At 71.5% G+C, this 15,806-nt stretch carries 14 protein-coding genes and 1 pseudogene; 6 read left to right on the top strand and 9 right to left on the bottom strand.

Going from position 1 to position 15,806, the window contains the following annotated elements; all coding sequences use genetic code 11:
• Positions 1 to 25 precede the first annotated feature (25 nt).
• A complete protein-coding gene (locus ACWEVS_RS11950) occupies positions 26 to 1,021 on the top strand; it encodes a glycerophosphodiester phosphodiesterase family protein (protein ID WP_452551275.1) in 996 nt (331 codons plus the stop codon).
• Between the two features lie 70 nt (positions 1,022 to 1,091).
• Here the strand turns inward: ACWEVS_RS11950 and ACWEVS_RS11955 are convergent, their stop codons facing one another.
• On the bottom strand, positions 1,092 to 1,571 hold the full coding sequence (locus ACWEVS_RS11955) for a GNAT family N-acetyltransferase (protein ID WP_452412701.1): 480 nt from the start codon (positions 1,569 to 1,571) through the stop codon (positions 1,092 to 1,094).
• Between the two features lie 26 nt (positions 1,572 to 1,597).
• Here ACWEVS_RS11955 and ACWEVS_RS11960 point away from each other — a divergent pair, with 26 nt between their 5' ends.
• Positions 1,598 to 2,131 carry a CGNR zinc finger domain-containing protein gene (locus ACWEVS_RS11960; RefSeq protein WP_452412700.1) on the top strand — a complete coding sequence of 178 codons (534 nt, stop codon included), beginning with the start codon at positions 1,598 to 1,600 and terminating at the stop codon, positions 2,129 to 2,131.
• A gap of 19 nt (positions 2,132 to 2,150) precedes the next feature.
• Here ACWEVS_RS11960 and ACWEVS_RS11965 read toward each other — a convergent pair whose 3' ends face one another.
• Positions 2,151 to 3,014: a class I SAM-dependent methyltransferase gene (locus ACWEVS_RS11965; protein ID WP_452551276.1), complete on the bottom strand. Its 864-nt coding sequence runs from the start codon at positions 3,012 to 3,014 to the stop codon at positions 2,151 to 2,153.
• A 116-nt stretch (positions 3,015 to 3,130) separates the two neighbouring features.
• Here ACWEVS_RS11965 and ACWEVS_RS11970 point away from each other — a divergent pair, with 116 nt between their 5' ends.
• The 4 genes and pseudogenes from ACWEVS_RS11970 to ACWEVS_RS11985 all read left to right on the top strand — a co-directional run.
• Positions 3,131 to 4,897, top strand: a complete 1,767-nt coding sequence (locus ACWEVS_RS11970; protein WP_452551278.1) for a LuxR C-terminal-related transcriptional regulator — start codon at positions 3,131 to 3,133, stop codon at positions 4,895 to 4,897.
• Between the two features lie 61 nt (positions 4,898 to 4,958).
• Positions 4,959 to 5,330, top strand: coding sequence for a winged helix-turn-helix transcriptional regulator (locus ACWEVS_RS11975; protein ID WP_452412697.1), 372 nt, complete (start codon positions 4,959 to 4,961; stop codon positions 5,328 to 5,330).
• A gap of 312 nt (positions 5,331 to 5,642) precedes the next feature.
• Positions 5,643 to 6,218 (top strand): DivIVA domain-containing protein, encoded by a 576-nt coding sequence (locus ACWEVS_RS11980; RefSeq protein ID WP_452551280.1) that lies wholly within the window; start codon positions 5,643 to 5,645, stop codon positions 6,216 to 6,218.
• Between the two features lie 818 nt (positions 6,219 to 7,036).
• Positions 7,037 to 7,087: pseudogene (locus tag ACWEVS_RS11985) on the top strand (hypothetical protein); the annotation flags it as partial.
• Positions 7,088 to 7,463: 376 nt separating this feature from the next.
• Here ACWEVS_RS11985 and ACWEVS_RS11990 read toward each other — a convergent pair.
• The 7 genes from ACWEVS_RS11990 to ACWEVS_RS12020 all read right to left on the bottom strand — a co-directional run bounded on the left by ACWEVS_RS11990 (position 7,464) and on the right by ACWEVS_RS12020 (position 15,669).
• Positions 7,464 to 7,922: a cupin domain-containing protein gene (locus ACWEVS_RS11990; RefSeq protein ID WP_452551282.1), complete on the bottom strand. Its 459-nt coding sequence runs from the start codon at positions 7,920 to 7,922 to the stop codon at positions 7,464 to 7,466.
• A gap of 89 nt (positions 7,923 to 8,011) precedes the next feature.
• On the bottom strand, positions 8,012 to 9,517 hold the full coding sequence (locus ACWEVS_RS11995; protein ID WP_452551283.1) for a PucR family transcriptional regulator: 1,506 nt from the start codon (positions 9,515 to 9,517) through the stop codon (positions 8,012 to 8,014).
• On the bottom strand, positions 9,508 to 10,167 hold the full coding sequence (locus tag ACWEVS_RS12000) for a TenA family protein (protein ID WP_354906728.1): 660 nt from the start codon (positions 10,165 to 10,167) through the stop codon (positions 9,508 to 9,510). Before ACWEVS_RS12000 ends, ACWEVS_RS11995 begins: the two co-directional genes overlap by 10 nt.
• Complete coding sequence (locus tag ACWEVS_RS12005; protein ID WP_354906843.1) at positions 10,164 to 10,631, bottom strand: GNAT family N-acetyltransferase; 468 nt, start codon at positions 10,629 to 10,631, stop codon at positions 10,164 to 10,166. The genes ACWEVS_RS12000 and ACWEVS_RS12005 overlap by 4 nt, the downstream gene beginning before the upstream one ends.
• A 230-nt stretch (positions 10,632 to 10,861) precedes the next feature.
• Positions 10,862 to 11,599 carry a 4-hydroxy-tetrahydrodipicolinate reductase gene (gene dapB, locus ACWEVS_RS12010; RefSeq protein ID WP_452551284.1) on the bottom strand — a complete coding sequence of 246 codons (738 nt, stop codon included), beginning with the start codon at positions 11,597 to 11,599 and terminating at the stop codon, positions 10,862 to 10,864.
• 361 nt (positions 11,600 to 11,960) lie between these two features.
• The gene (locus ACWEVS_RS12015) at positions 11,961 to 13,271 is read right to left on the bottom strand and encodes a M16 family metallopeptidase (RefSeq protein WP_354906729.1); all 1,311 of its coding nucleotides are present in this window, start codon (positions 13,269 to 13,271) and stop codon (positions 11,961 to 11,963) included.
• A 64-nt stretch (positions 13,272 to 13,335) separates the two neighbouring features.
• On the bottom strand, positions 13,336 to 15,669 hold the full coding sequence (locus tag ACWEVS_RS12020) for a polyribonucleotide nucleotidyltransferase (RefSeq protein WP_449916972.1): 2,334 nt from the start codon (positions 15,667 to 15,669) through the stop codon (positions 13,336 to 13,338).
• Positions 15,670 to 15,806 lie beyond the last annotated feature (137 nt).

Consider the following 15,806-nt stretch of genomic DNA (forward strand, 5'->3'; position numbering starts at 1 on the left):
CGTCTACCTCCAGGAGCCTGCCACCATGCGTTTCCGACGCCGCACCGTCGTGCTCGTCGCCCTGCTCGCACTCGCCGCCTTCGTGTACGTGAACAACGCCTCGTGGCGGGCCGCCGACGGAGGCCCACCCCTGCTGCTGGCCCACCGCGGGCTCGCCCAGACCTTCCGCTTCGACGGCATCACCAACGACACCTGTACGGCGGAGCGCATCCACCAGCCGGAGCACCCGTATCTGGAGAACACCCTCGACTCGATGCGCGCCGGCTTCGCGGCGGGCGCCGACATGGTGGAGTTCGACGTCCAGGTGACCAGGGACGACCGCATCGCCGTCTTCCACGACGCCACGCTCGACTGCCGCACCGACGGCACGGGCGCCGTGCGGGACCACACGCTCGCCGAGCTGAAGAGGCTCGACATCGGCCACGGCTACACCGCCGACGACGGCGCCACCCACCCGTTCCGCGGCAAGGGCGTGGGCGGGATGCCGGTCATCGAGGAGGTCATGGCCGCCTTCCCTGGCCGGGAACTGCTCATCCACGTCAAGAGCGACGAACCCGCCGACGGCGAGCGGCTCGCCGGCTACCTCGCCACGCTGCCCGCCGACCGGCTGCGCACGCTCGCCGTCTACGGGGGCGACCTGCCGGTGGCGGCGCTGAGGAAGAGGCTGCCCGGCATGCGCGTCATGTCGCGGCAGACGATGAAGGACTGCCTGCTGCGCTACGCCGCCGTCGGCTGGACGGGATACGTGCCGGACTCGTGCGAGAACACGCAGCTGCACCTTCCCGAGCAGTACGCCCGATGGATGTGGGGCTGGCCGCACACCTTCGTCGCCCGGATGCGCGAGCACGGCACCCGGGTGATCGTCGTGGCGGGATCGGGGGACTTCTCCGAAGGCTTCGACACCCCCGCCGATGTCGCCAGGATCCCCGAGGGGTACTCCGGCGGCGTCTGGACCAACCGCATCGACCGCGTGGCCTCCCTGCTGCGCCACCGGCCGAGCCTGCGCCACCGGCCGAGCTGACGGTCTCCGCCGGGCACCGGCGGCTCAGCGCTCGCGCCCGCACCGGTACCGGCCCCGGTGCGGGCGGCCGTCACGGGCGCCAGTACAGTGCGGGGTCGGGGTGCTCGACGAAGCCGAGCGACCGGTAGAGCGGTTCACCGTCGCGGGAGGCGTGCAGGTCGACGCGGGCGACGTCCTGTTCACGGAACCAGTCGAGCAGCCCGTGCATGATCGCGCGGCTGTGGCCGCGGCGCCGGTAGGCGGGGTCGGTGACCACGCCGATCACGTGTCCGACCCGGCCGTTGTGCGAGTGCGGGCCGGGGAACCACTGCTCGATGGTGCCGATGCCGCAGGCGGCGAGACCGTTGTCGCCGTCCACGACCAGGATGCACGCGTCGTCGGCGGTCAGCTTGTCCTTCAGAACCGTGGTGAGCGCGTGCCGCCACTCGTCGCCCGCTGAGGAGGGGTTGAAGAAGTCGCCGCCGAGGGTCGCGAACAGCAACGCCCGCAGGCGCACGAGTTCCGCGACGTCATCCTCGACTGCCTGCCGTACATCGCTGTGGTACCTCATACCCAACAGCCTGATGTAATGAGCTTATGCATCTCAACCCTTACGGCGAGGGCGCCGTGAAGCTGGCCGCGAGCCTGGCCAACCGGCGCCCGGCGACCGCGGACGAGCTCGCGGACCGCTGCCGCGCCGCCGGGCTGGTGCTGGAGCGCCCGGTCACGCCGCAGGACCTCGGCCACACCCTGGACACGCTGGACGCGTGGGAGAAGATCGTCGACGCCACCGACGAGCACGAGCGCGCCGCACTGCTCAACCGCATGCTGGCGGCGGCCGCGGCCTACCCGCGGCTGACCGACCACTCCGGATCCGGCTGGCACCTGCACTACCGCGACGACCGGCAGCCGCTCGGCCCCGTGCTGTTCGCGCTGATCTCCGTCGGCACCGCGCTGCACCTGGCGGGGCGGGGGATGCACCGGCTGCAGCGGTGCGCCGTGGACGGGTGCACCCTGGTCTTCGCCGACACCTCCCGCACCGGACGGCAGCGCTACTGCTCCCACCGGTGCGCCAACCGCGATGCGGTTCGCCGCCACCGCGCCCGAGTCACACCCATGACCTCGCCATGAGCCCTTTCCAGCAGGCCCCTCAGCCCGGCGGAGCGGCGCGCCGCAGCCGGACGGCCGGGAGCAGGCCGCCCGCCGTGCCCGGGGCGCCGGGAACCGCCGTGACCAGCAGCCCCTCGATCGGGACGGCGATGCCGGTGCCCGTGCGAAACCGGCCCAGTTCCTCCCGGGCGTCCGCGATGATCCTGCCGTACACCTCGTCGCTGATCCGTTCGCGGAGCGGCGTGCTCTCGACCTCGATCCGCACCAGCTCGTCGACGGAGCCGAGCCGTACCGTCCCGGTGCGGGCGGTGATGGCGGTGACCCGCAGCCCGGCGGCGGCGAACAGCCCCGCCAGCGCGTCGGTGTCGCCCAGCTTCCAGTAGGCGCTCAGCAGGCTGACCGCTTCGGGCCCCGCGTGGCGGGCGGCCACCTGGACGAGCGGGCCGTAACCCGGCTGCCGCTCCAGCCGCGCCCACACCTGGACGGCCACGCGGCCGTCCGTGGCCACGACGCGCGCCATCTCGCGCAGGGCGCGGACGGGGTCGGGGAAGAACATCAGCGCCGACTGGCACAGCACGGCGTCGAACGACCCGTCGGCGAACGGCAGATCCGCCGCGTCGCCCTGCCGCCATTCGAGGTCGGGGCGCAGCCGCCGGGCGACGGCCAGCATGGCCGCGTTGAGGTCGAGGCCGGTCACCCGTCCCCGCTCCCCGGCGCGCCGGGCGGCGGCGCGGGCGACGACACCCGTGCCGCAGGCGACGTCGAGGACCCGCTGGCCGGCCGCGACGCCGGCCGCCTCGACCAGCCGCGGCGCCCATTCGCCGAAGATCGCGGGAACCAAACTCGACTCGTAGCTCTCCGCCTGGTCGACCGAGAGCTGGAACGTCTCCATCGGGCTGCTCATCGCGCACGCTCCGTGTCAGGTGGCCGGGTTCCCGGCCAGCATGCGCCGCGACCAGGCACGGGAGCATGGGGCGACTGCCCTATTCGCGGGCGCGTTCGCGGCGGGATAATCGTGACGTGGGGGTCGATGAGGCCGTTGCCGCCGGGAGGGCCGCCCTCGCGGCAGGTCACTGGAAGGACGCCCGCGCCGCCTTCGAGACCGCCCTCGCGCGGGAGGAGACTCCTGAGGCGCTCGACGGGCTGGGGCAGGCGCTGTGCTGGCTGGGCGAGTACGGCACGGCGGTCGCACTACGCGAGCGGGCCTTCGCAGGCTTCCGCGCCAGAGGTGAGACGCGGTATCCGGCGGTGATCGCGGCCTACTGGCTGGCGTTCGAGTACGTCGCGCTGTACGGGAACTACGCGGTCGCCAGCGGATGGCTGGAACGCGGGAAGCACCTCGCCGAGGCGGCGGGCGACTGCCCCGAGCGGGGCTGGGTCGAGCTGGCCTGCGCGATGGCGAGTGACGACCAGGCCGTCAGGCTGCGGCACATCGAGGCCGCGCGGCGCCTCGCCGTCCGTTTCGGCGACACGGACCTGGAGTTCGACGCCCTGGCCTACAGCGGCGTGTGCCTGGTGGAGCGGGGCCGTACCGATGAGGGCATGCGCCGGCTCGACGAGGCCGCGGCGGCCGCTGTGGGCGGCGAGGTGCGGAACGTGGCGGTGGTCGGCGAGATCTACTGCAAGATGCTGCTGGCCTGCGAGATGGTTCTCGACGTACGGCGGGCCGAGCAGTGGACGGCCGTGGTCGAGGCGTTCGTGCGGCGCACCGACGTCGTGTGGGCCGCGGCCATCTGCCGGATGTACTACGGCGGGATCCTCACCGCCGCGGGCCGGTGGGCCGAGGCCGAGCACGAGCTGACCACGTCCGTCCGCCTGTACGACGCCAGCTACCGGGCCCTCCGTTCCGGCTCGGTGGCACGCCTGGCCGACCTGCGCGTACGGCAGGGCCGGCTGGAGGAGGCGGAGCGGCTCCTCGACGGCCACGAGCACGACGGGTACGCCGTACGGCCGCTGGCCGGTCTGCACCTGGCTCGTGGCGAGGCGGAACGCGCCGCGACGGTACTCCGCCGCGGGCTGGCGGTGGACGGCCGGAGCGCCGAGAACCAGGGAGACCACGAGGACGGGGACCAAGGGGACCAGGGGGACCAGGAGGGCACAGACCAGGACGCGGACCAGGGGGACCACGAGGACGGCGGCCCCGAGGGCGAGACGTTGCGGGCGCCGCTGCTGGCGCTGCTGGTGGAGGCCGAGGCGGCGGCCGGGCACCTGGCGGCCGCCCGGCTGGTGTGCGCCCGGCTGCGCGCCCTGCCGGAAGCCGCCCGCACCCCGCTGACCAGGGCATTCACCGAGTATGCCGCCGCGCTCGCCGGCGAGGGCGAGGTCCGCGGCCATCTCGAGGCGGCTCTGGCGGGCTTCGTCGCGGCCGGCCTCCCGCTGGAGGAGGCCCGAGCCAGGCGGGCGCTGGCCGAGGCCCTGCGCCCGTCCGCGCCCGAGGTGGCGATCGCCGAGGCCCGGACGGCGCTGGCCGTCTCCGAACGGCTCGGCGCCCGCGCCGACGCCGACGCGGCGGCCGCGCTGCTGCGCTCGCTGGGGGTGCGCGGCAGGACCGGGCCCAAGCAGGTCGGCGTCCTGTCGAAGCGGGAGCGGGAGGTGCTCCACCTGATGGGCCTCGGGCTGTCCAATCCCGAGATCGCCGAGCGGCTGTTCATCAGCCGCAAGACCGCCTCCCACCATGTCAGCAACGTGCTGACCAAGCTGGGCCTGCGCAACCGCGCCGAGGCCGCCGCCTACGCGACGGCCCGGGCGCGGGGCGAGGATCTCGACAGACCCACTTCAGGTAAGTAGCTTCTTCTCAGTAAGGGCGCCGCCCTCGCGTCCGGAGGGCACACTCCACCGGGAGACGACCATGAACCACAGCCCCGCGGCGTGCCGGGCCCGCGAGATCCTCGACCGCGTGGGCGGGAAGTGGTCGCTGTCGGTGATCCATCAGCTCGGCTCGGGCACCAAGCGCTTCACCGAGCTCAACCGCGGCATCGACGGCATCAGCCACCGCATGCTGGCCGTCACGCTGCGGGAGCTGGAGCGCGACGGCATCGTCTCCCGCACCGTCCGCGCGGTCATGCCGCCGCATGTCGAGTACACGCTCACCGCCATGGGCCGCGCCCTGCTCGACACCATGGGCGGCCTGGTCGTGTGGGCGGAGGACCACCTCGGCGAGATCGACGCCGCCCGCGCCGCCTTCGACGCCCGGACGGCGACCGGGGGTGACCGTCCCTGAGCCAGGGGCCGGGGGACGCCGTCCACGAAGGTGATCCCGTTCGGTGCGTTCGTCGAGGTGGCGGATGGGGTCGAGGGGCTGGTCCGTGCCTCGGAGTTCCCTCCCGACGTAATGACATCAGAACAAGAAGGATCTTGCGGAGAGAACTGCGCTACTGCGCGACGCTCAGGCACGCCGGCCTGTCCGCCTCCTGGAAAGGGCAGCCGACACATTGTCGATCAACAGGAGCCCTCAATACACTGCTGGTCATTTGGGGCTGCGGCCGAGAGAAGGCGGAGCCTGGGCGGACCCACCCTGGTCGTTGGAGGGGCGTTGAAGCTGGGCTATTGGATGCTGGGCATCGGGGCAGTGGTGCTACTGGTCTGGCTTGTGGTGTCGAAGGACGCGCAGGAGCCCAGGTGCGGCGGCGAGAGGATGAGCAGCGGCGATTATTGCTCGAGCCGCCGGACGGGGCCCGACAGCTATGAGGAGAAGAAGGAGGATGCCGCGGCGGTCGCCTTCGGGATGGGGCTGATCGGCGGGACCCTCGTGGTGGGTGGCGCGCTCCTGGTGGTCGGCGAACGCGCGACGCGTAGCTTCCGAGACGGCAGCAGACAATGGGCCAGGATCCAAAGGCGGCGGGCTCAACTGGTGTTGGACATTCGCGCCACTGAACTCCCGCTCGTATCGGGGCGGGGCTACAACCAGCGAGAAGTCGATGCCTACATCGAACGGATCATTGCGGGCCTCGAAGGAAGGGAGCCCGCCGTTCGCAGGGAGAAGAACCATCCGAGCGGGATCTCGATCCTCCATGGCTTCTCGATGGCCTCACCCGGATACGACATACGTCACGTCGACGCCTTTCTAGACCATCTCTACGGCCTGCTGGACCGGGTTGACGGCAATTGACCTGGGCCAGCCAACCCCTCGCGTTCGAGGAACGTCGTCACGGCCGCGACCTAGTTGTCGTTGACGACAGCAACAGCCAACCCCCTCCCCTGGGCACGCTCCATGACGTCAGCCGCGCCGTACCGGGCCCCTTCGTCTCCATCTCGACGAGCGTGCTCAGGGCAAGCCGCCGTACGTCCGCCCTCCTGTGCCACGAGGTGCAGGAAGTCTGCCGCCCGCACGTCGACCAGCTGGACCGAGCCCCGCCCACCGCGCCGGCCGCCGGCGTGGCACGCCGCCTCCGGCCGCGCACCGAACCGGGTCCCCATCCCGCCCATATCACTCCGCTAGCCAGGAAGAGCAGTGAGCGATCGCGACCACGGGTACCGGGGGAGCACAGCCGACCGGGAACCGGCGGAAGACAGGCCCCAGGCCCTCAGACTGCCCGACGACGTGGATGACGACGCCGGGCCAAGGGCGATGGCTGAGGGCGGCGGCCGAGATCAGGGCGTACGGCGGGAAAGGGCTACGGCCAGGGCGCCGATGAGGCAGCAGAGGGCGGCTGTCAGGTAGGCCAGGTGGTAGCCGTGCAGGCGATCGTGTTGCCCGCCGGTGGCGGTCGCGACCATGACGAGGACGGCGACGCCGACGCTTACATACGGCTCGAACAAGGGCAGAGCAGGAACGCCTCCGACGGCGTGCTCGACGCGCTCGCCCGCGCGCTGCGGCTGGACGAGACCGCGCGCCTCTACAGCCTGGCGAGGCCGACCAAGGCGCGGCGCAAGAAGATCCGCCCCGAGCGGCTCCGCGGTCTCGCGGTCATGATCGAGTCGTTCGGGATGGTGCCGGCGTACGTCATCGGGCGCAGGAGCGATGTGCTCGGCTGGAACCGGATGGCGCACGCCCTCCTCGCGGGGCATCTCGACTTCGACGCGCCGCGGCTCGCGGAGGACAGGCCGAACATCCCCGCCGACGCGGGCCGGCGGCTGGTCGTGATCAATGCGAGGCCGGGCTCCTCTTCGGCCGCCGCCCTTCGTCTGCTGGCCGACCTGCACCCCCCTACCTCCGGAACGCTCTTCCTGGTCTCCGAAGCCCGGCATGCCCCGGTCTGCTCCGGACGAAGCCTCGGGGAGAACCCCGCCCGGGGTAGACGGCCGCCGCCTGCCCCGGGGTCGAGGAACGCAGGAACAGCCATGAGCGGTGAGAAAGATCTTGCAAGTCAACGACGAAGGGCGTCGCTTCCGCGGAGGACGCCCTTGAGGCGGGTCAGGTGCCGTACATGTAGGCGCGGAAGTCGAGGATGGACAGCGGTGGCACCGGCTCGTCCTCCGTGCCCGGCGCGGGGCTGCGTTCCAGCAGCTGAGTGCCGACCACAGAGCCGCCGAACACCGCGTGCAGCCGTACCGTGCCGCCCGACAGGTTACGGAAACCGTGGGACACGCCGGGCGGCACGAGGATGACCGACCCGGGCCCCACCGGCTGCCATTCCCCGTCGTAGAACGCCTCCGCCTCGCCGTCGTCGATGATGAGGACCTCCTCGCTGGTGTGGAAGTGCACGGGGATGATCTCGTCCGGCGCGAGCTTCTCGAAGTTCAGCACCAGGTTCTTCACGTAACGACCGTCAGGACGGGCCGGGTCGAGCACCAGGGAGTGGCGCGAGTTCGGCTTGTGGTTGTGCGGGTCCGGAGGAAAGGGCTGGTAGTCCATGCGAGTCACGATGCTCATGGCAGCAGTCTGGTTCCGCGTGCCCGGCGCAGGAAGATCGCACTTTTCGGGAACCCGGTGACCCCGACGTAACCGCCGAGCCCGCGCGGCTATCGCATCCGCAACGCGAGCAGGAAGTCCACCCGCTGGTCCCAGGAGTTCAGCGACCGCCCGGTCAGCTCCTCGATCCGCTTCAACCGGTAGCGCAGCGTGTTGACGTGCACGTGCAGCCGGTCCGCCGTCGCCGACCACGACCCCGACTCCTCCAGGAACGTCTCCAGCGTCTCCAGCAGGTCCGTCTGGTTCGTGGCGTCGTAGGACTCCAGCCGTCCCAGGAGGCGCGCCCTGAACGAGCGCCGCAGCGGGTCGGGGATCGCCGCCAGCAGCGTCCGGTGCGAGCTGACGTCGTCGCCGGTCACCACGCTGACCCGCTCGGCGCCGAGGGAGGCGAGCGAGCGGGCGTGCCTGGCCTCCTCGATCAGCCCGCTCAACCCGGCGGGCCCGGTGGTCACGCTGCTGACGCCGAGCGCGATCCGCTCGTCGCCCAGCCCCGCCTCGAGGATGCGGGCGCCCTTCACCAGATGGTCGGTCAGCTCAGCCGCGCTGTTGCCCGCCAGCGGGACCAGCGCGATGGCCTCCTCCCCCGCCGCGGTCACGATGCCGGGCGCGAGCGGGCGCAGCAGCTCGTCGAGGACGGCGACGCCGACCTCGGGCCCCGCGGCCGTCAGGGCGACGACCAGCAGACCGTGCTCGGTCTCCACGTGGAGGGTGTGCAGGCGGGAGACGAGCCCCGGCAGGGACGCGTCGCCCGACTCCAGCAGGCGCAGCAACTGGTCGAGGACGCGGCGTTCGATGCGCTGGGCGGCCTCCAGGCGCGAGCGTTCGAGCGCGACGAGAGCGGCCAGCTCGACCAGGACGTCCTCGCTGTCGCCCTGAGCGCCCTCCCCCTGGTAGGCGAGGAACCAGTTGGCGATCCGGTGCGGGGCGCCCTTGCTGATCGGGAAGACCGACAGGCGGTCGACCATGCCGGGCAGGAAGCGCGCGGTGAGGAAGGTGTGGGCGAGGCGCGCCCTGGAGTCCTCGTCGAGCGGTTGCGAGCCGACGATCACCCGTCCGGTCGCCGACATCACCCAGCACGGCACGTCGAGCTCGCCCGCGACCGTGTCGACCAGCTTGGTGAGGCTGCCGCCGTCCACCAGGGTGCTGGCCAGGCGCCGGCGTCCGCCGGGCGACCGGCGGGGCGCGGCGCCCAGCTCGGCGATCAGCGCCCGCAGCACCTGCTCGGTGACCTGGCTGAACGGCACGTCCACCGGCAGCGTGAGCAGCGGCAGCCCCGCGGCGGCGCAGGCGTCGATGAGGTCGGACGGCGGGACCTTGAGCGCGGTGCCGCACACGAGCGCCGCCACGTCGCCCAGGCCGCGCACGAAGGCGGTCGCGGACTCGGCGCCGGTGTGCCAGGTCAGCTCGGTCAGCACCAGCTCGCCCGGCTTGACGAAACGGGACGGGTCCGGCAGGTCGGTGGTGGCGACGCCGCGCACCCTGCGGTCGAGCAGGTCGTGGCCGGTCAGCACCTTCAGCGCGAGGTGGTCGTCGTGGACGAGGTCCCTCAGCCGCATGGCCAGCTCTCCTGGCGCCAGGCCGCGTCCCAGTACATCCACTCGAACCGGGCGGTGGTGATCGCCCGCTCCACCAGCCGCTCCCGCTCGTCGGCGGTCAGCGTCAGGCCGTCGAGCAGGTCGAGCACGCCCGCGACGGTGTCCTGGTAGTCCTCGCCGCCGTAGGTCTCGATCCACCACGCGTAGAGCGGGTCGGGCGACGACTCGGCCAGCAGCTTCTCCCCGACGCGGGCGTAGATCCAGTAGCAGGGCACGATCGCGCCCAGCGCCTCCGGGAAGGTGCCCAGCGAGCAGGTCCGCACCAGGTACGACGCGTAACCCACTGTGGTCGGTCCGGCGGGCGACTTCAGCGCCTCCGCCTCGTCGAGCCCGAACGCCGCCAGCAGCTCCAGGACGAGGCTGTGCTCGACCTCGACGGTCCTGGCGGCGTCGGCGGCGAACCTGTGCACGGCTGACGGCTGCGGCGACCTGGCGGCGCAGGCGGCCAGCGCCCTGGCGTAGTCGGGCAGGAAGTGCGCCTCCTGCATGACGTAGTGGCGGAAGGCCTCGCGCGGGAGCGAGCCGTCGGTGAGCCCTTCGAGGAAGGGATGCCGCAGGATCTGGCGATAGACACCGTCCATCGCCCGCCACAGTTCGTCGCGAAACCTCACACTACGGGACGGTACATCACTATCCGTGGCGCGAGTTCGATGCCGAGCTCCCGCTCGTGCCGGACGATGGCGCGCAGCTCCGGCCCCGGGTCGTCCATGACGGCGAAACCGTGCCGCTCGTACCACGGCCCGTTCCACGGCACGTCGCGGAACGTGGTCAAGGTCACCCCCGGCGCGCCCACGGCCAGCGCGTGGTCGGCCACGGCCGCCACGAGCCTGCCGCCGATGCCCTGCCGCATGCTGTCAGGATGGACGGCCAGCTGGTCGAGATGGACGTTGCCGTCGACCATGCTGATCATGGCGAAGCCCCTGCCCTCCACCAGCACCCTGCCCGGGTCGTCACACTCCTCGACCATCGTGGTGCCCGGCGGGAAAACGATTCCGACCTGCGCGAACAGGCCATCGGCCGCACGCTCGACATCAGCCAGCCCCGCCAGCTCGTCCTTGTCCGCCCAACGCACCATCGACACGCACGCACCTTTCCCTGGATGGTGTGCACTGGCATTAGTGTGATGATCGTGTGCCGGCTGTGCGGAGCCGGAACCCCTCCACAGAATGTGCCCATGCTTCGGCATGGGCACATTCATTTTCACGGGTGGAGCCGGGTCGAGCCGGTTGGCGCCGGTGGTTCGAGCCGGTCACGCCGACGGGTCGCGCCGGCGGTTCGCCGGTTGGCGCCGGTGGCTCGGGCCGGCTACAGGTCGAGCAGGGCCTCCAGGCCCACCGTGAGCCCCGGCAGCTCGCCCACCCTGCGCACGCCGAGCAGCACGCCCGGCGTGAACGAGGCGCGGTTCATCGTGTCGTGCCTGATCGTCAGGATCTCGCCGGCGCCGCCGAGCAGCACCTCCTGGTGGGCGATCAGCCCGGCCAGCCGTACGGAGTGGACATGGACGCCGCCGACGTCGGCGCCGCGCGCCCCGTCGAGCGCTGAGCTGGTCGCGTCGGGCATCGCCGCCATGCCCGCCTTGGCCCGCGCCTCCGCCACCAGCTCCGCCGTCCGGCGGGCGGTGCCCGAAGGGGCGTCGGCCTTGTTCGGGTGGTGCAGCTCCACGATCTCGACCGAGTCGAAGTATCGGGCGGCCTGCTGGGCGAAGTGCATCATCAGCACCGCGCCGATGCCGAAGTTCGGGGCGATCAGGCAGTTGGTGCCGGGAAAGCGCTCCAGCCAGCCACGCACCGTGGCCAGCCGCTCCTCGTCGAACCCCGTGGTGCCCACCACCGGGTGGATCCCGTGGGAGATGGCCCACTCGAGGTTGCCCATGACCACGTCGGGATGGGTGAAGTCGACGACCACCTGCGCGCCCTCGAGCGACTCGATCGGATCGTCCTTGTCGACGGCCGCCACGAGCTCCATGTCGGTCGCCGCCTCGACGGCCCTGCACACCTCGACGCCGACCTTGCCGCGCGCCCCGAGCACACCCACTCTCATCACGCCCCCACCCTATCGGGCCGCCTCCGCCCGTACGGCCCCGGCGCGTCCTTCTCCCCGTACGGCAAGCGGGCCCACGCCCACCCCAGGCACGGGGCCGGTCCCTGTCCAGGGTGACGCCACTCCAGCGCACGGGGCCGGCCGCCGTTACGCGACACCCCCGACCGACCCACGGGGCCGGAGTCATGGGCCTCACGGGCCCCGAGGGTCCGCCGTCACACCATCCACGGGCCCCGCAGCCACGGCCAGGGCCCCACGCGCCCCACAGCCACGGCGGCGCGGCGGGCAGTGCCGGCCCGCTGGAGTGGCCAGGCAAGCGAAAAGGCCACCGAGTGACCCCGGTGGCCTTGACCCCGCTGTGCCGTCAGGAGATCGCCGAGGAGAAGTCCTTGTCCGCGTACGGGCCGATGACCGCCAGGGTCAGCGGGCGGTTCAGCACGTCCTTGGCGACCGCCGCGATCTCCTCGGGGGTGACCGCGTCGATACGTCCCAGCACTTCGTCCACCGACATCAACTCGTCGTAGACCAGCTCGTTCTTGCCGATCCGCGACATCCGCGAGCCGGTGTCCTCCAGCCCCAGCACCAGCCCGCCGCGCATCTGGCCCTTGCCGCGCAGGATCTCCTCCTCGGTGATCCCGTCGGAGACCACCCTGGCCACCTCGTCGCGGCAGATCCGCAGCACGTCGTCGATCTTCGAGGGCAGGCAGCCCACGTAGATCCCGAACTGCCCCGTGTCGGCGTAGGCGGAGGTGTAGCTGTAGGCGGAGTAGGCCAGGCCGCGCTTCTCCCTGATCTCCTGGAACAACCGGGACGACATGCCGCCGCCCAGCGCCGCGTTGAGCACGCCGAGGGCGAAGCGCCGGTCGTCGGTGCGCGACATGCCGGTGGTGCCCAGCACGAGGTTGGCCTGCTCGGTGGGCCGGTCGAGCACCCTGACCTCCGACCGGCTCGGCGCACCGGGACCGCTGGTGCGCGGCGGCGCGCACTCGCGGGGTCCCTCCAGCGCGCCCGCCCGCTCGTAGGCCCGCGCCACCAGCTCCACCACGTGCTCGTGCTGGATGTTGCCGGCGACGGAGACGACGGTGCGCGGCGGCCGGTAGTAGGTGCGGTAGTACTCGACGATCCGGTCACGCCCGAGGGCGTTGATGGACTCGACCGTGCCGAGGATCGGCCGCCCGATCGGCGAGTCGCCGTACAGGGCGGCCGAGAACTGCTCGTGCACCACGTCGGAGGGGTCGTCGTCGTGCATGGCGATCTCTTCGAGGATCACGCCACGCTCGGACTCGACGTCCTCCTCGGTGACGAGCGAGGAGGTGACGACGTCGGCCAGCACGTCGACGGCCAGCGGCAGGTCCTCGTCGAGCACCCGCGCGTAGTAGCAGGTGTACTCCTTGGCGGTGAAGGCGTTGATCTCGCCGCCGATGCCCTCGATGGACGCGGAGATCTGCATGGCGTCACGCGTCGGCGTGCCCTTGAACAGCAGGTGCTCGAGGAAGTGCGTGGCCCCCATGTGCTCGGGGGCCTCGTCACGCGAGCCGATGCCGACCCACATGCCGACCGCGACGGAGCGCACGGTCGGCATGGTCTCGGTCACCACACGCAGCCCACCGGGAAGGACGGTGCGCCTGACCACCCCGGCACCGTCCCTGCCAGGGTGCAGCGTGACCGTGGTCACGAGGCCTCCTTCGTCGGCCCCGTGACCACGGCGCTGTGTCTACTGGTGCCCTCGCTTCGCTCGGTCACGAGTTCCGGTCTTCTCCGTCGGTCGCGGCGGGCTTGCGGACCCTGGTGCGGGTACGGCGGGGCTTGTCCTCGCGCGGCTTGTCCTCGGCGGGGGCGGCGGCGGCCGGAGCGGCCTCCTCCTCCGGCGCGGCGGCAGCGGTGGCCTCCTTGGCGGCGGCCTCCTTCTCGATGACCTCGACCGGCACCAGCGACAGCTTGCCCCGCGAGTCGATCTCGGCGATCTCCACCTGGATCTTCTCGCCGACGCCCATGACGTCCTCGACGTTCTCGATGCGCTTGCCGCCGTGCAGCTTGCGGATCTGCGAGACGTGGAGCAGGCCGTCCTTGCCCGGCATCAGCGAGATGAAGGCGCCGAAGGCGGCGATCTTCACGACCGTGCCCAGGTAGCGCTCGCCCACCTCGGGCATGTGCGGGTTGGCGATGGCGTTGATCGCGCTGCGGGCGGCCTCGGCCGAGGGGCCGTCGGTCGCGCCGATGTAGATCGTGCCGTCGTCCTCGATGGTGATCTCGGCGCCCGAGTCGTCCTGGATCTGGTTGATCATCTTGCCCTTGGGGCCGATGACCTCGCCGATCTTGTCGACCGGGACCTTGATGGTGATGATGCGCGGCGCGGTCGGGTTCATCTCCGCCGGGGAGTCGATCGCCTCCTGCATCACGTCGAGGATCGCCAGGCGGGCGCCCTTGGCCTGCTTCAGCGCGGCGGCCAGCACGGAGGCCGGGATGCCGTCGAGCTTGGTGTCGAGCTGGAGGGCCGTGATGAGGTCCTTGGTGCCGGCGACCTTGAAGTCCATGTCGCCCATGGCGTCCTCGGCGCCCAGGATGTCGGTCAGGGTGACGTAGGTGTCGCCCTCGCCGATCAGGCCCATGGCGATGCCCGCGACCATCTCCTTGAGCGGGACACCGGCGTCCAGCAGCGCCATCGTGCTGGCGCAGACCGAACCCATCGAGGTGGAGCCGTTGGAGCCGAGCGCCTCGGAGACCTGGCGGATGGCGTAGGGGAACTCCTCACGCGACGGCAGGACCGGGATCAGCGCCCGCTCGGCCAGCGCGCCGTGGCCGATCTCGCGGCGCTTGGGCGAGCCGACGCGGCCCGTCTCACCCGTGCTGTAGGGCGGGAAGTTGTAGTTGTGCATGTAGCGCTTGGTCCGCTCGGGGTTGAGCGTGTCGACGACCTGCTCCATGCGCAGCATGTTCAGCGTGGTGATGCCCAGGATCTGGGTCTCGCCGCGCTCGAACAGCGCCGAGCCGTGCACCCGCGGGACCACGTGGACCTCGGCGTTGAGCGCGCGGATGTCCTTCGGACCACGCCCGTCGATGCGGACGCCCTCCTTGATGACCCGCTCGCGCATGAGCTTCTTGGTCAGGCTGCGGAAGGCGGCGCTCAGCTCCTTCTCGCGACCCTCGAAGTCGGGCAGCAGCTTCTCGGCCACCAGACCCTTGACCCTGTCGAGCTCGGCCTCACGCTCCTGCTTGCCGGCGATCGTCAGCGCCGCGGCGAGCTCGGACTTGACCGCGCCCTCGACGGCCTCGAGCGCGTCGTCCTGGTAGTCGAGGAAGACGGGGAACTCGGCCGTCTCCTTGGCCGCGACCTTGGCGACCTTGGACTGCGCCTCGCACAGCACCTTGATGAACGGCTTGGCCGCCTCGAGGCCCTGCGCGACGCTCTCCTCGGTCGGGGCGGCGGCGCCCTCGCCGACCAGCTTGAGCGTGTGGTTGGTCGACTCGGCCTCGACCATCATGATCGCGACGTCGCCGTCGTCGAGGACGCGACCGGCCACGACCATGTCGAAGGTCGCGCGCTCCAGCTCGGGGTGGGTCGGGAAGGCGACCCACTGGCCGTCGATCAGCGCGACGCGGACGCCGCCGATCGGGCCGGAGAAGGGCAGCCCCGCCAGCTGGGTCGACAGCGAGGCGGCGTTGATCGCGATCACGTCGTAGAGGTGGTCGGGGTGCAGCGCCATGACGGTCGCCACGACCTGGACCTCGTTGCGCAGGCCCTTGACGAAGGACGGGCGCAGCGGCCGGTCGATCAGGCGGCAGGTGAGGATGGCGTCCTCGGAGGGACGGCCCTCACGGCGGAAGAACGAGCCGGGGATGCGGCCCGCGGCGTACATGCGCTCCTCGACGTCGACCGTCAGCGGGAAGAAGTCGAGGTTGTCCTTGGGACTCTTGGACGCGGTGGTGGCGGACAGGACCATCGTCTCGCCGTCGAGGTAGGCGACGGCGGAGCCGGCCGCCTGCCGGGCGAGCCGGCCGGTCTCGAACCTGATCGTGCGCGTGCCGAACGAGCCGTTGTCTATGACGGCTTCGGCGGTGTGGACACCCTCCACGGGGGACCTCCTTGATGGTTGGTCACCCGCGCCCTCTTTCACCGGCACCCTTCGTAAGGTGCAGCGCCGGTCTTCGATCGAAGCGCCCGGTCACGATGACCGGAAGCCACTACCGAGGACCGGCCCGCAGGCGTCGC

Source organism: Nonomuraea sp. NPDC003754 (genome assembly GCF_053605785.1).

Excerpts from the sequence above, each read along its gene's own strand:
- ACWEVS_RS11955 (WP_452412701.1), bottom strand. The coding sequence starts at position 1,571 with ATGAGGTACCACAGCGATGTACGGCAGGCAGTCGAGGATGACGTCGCG.
- ACWEVS_RS11950 (WP_452551275.1), top strand. The coding sequence starts at position 26 with ATGCGTTTCCGACGCCGCACCGTCGTGCTCGTCGCCCTGCTCGCACTC.
- ACWEVS_RS11960 (WP_452412700.1), top strand. The coding sequence starts at position 1,598 with ATGCATCTCAACCCTTACGGCGAGGGCGCCGTGAAGCTGGCCGCGAGC.
- ACWEVS_RS12005 (WP_354906843.1), bottom strand. The coding sequence starts at position 10,631 with ATGGTGCGTTGGGCGGACAAGGACGAGCTGGCGGGGCTGGCTGATGTC.
- ACWEVS_RS11975 (WP_452412697.1), top strand. The coding sequence starts at position 4,959 with ATGAACCACAGCCCCGCGGCGTGCCGGGCCCGCGAGATCCTCGACCGC.
- ACWEVS_RS11990 (WP_452551282.1), bottom strand. The coding sequence starts at position 7,922 with ATGAGCATCGTGACTCGCATGGACTACCAGCCCTTTCCTCCGGACCCG.
- ACWEVS_RS11995 (WP_452551283.1), bottom strand. The coding sequence starts at position 9,517 with ATGCGGCTGAGGGACCTCGTCCACGACGACCACCTCGCGCTGAAGGTG.
- ACWEVS_RS11965 (WP_452551276.1), bottom strand. The coding sequence starts at position 3,014 with ATGAGCAGCCCGATGGAGACGTTCCAGCTCTCGGTCGACCAGGCGGAG.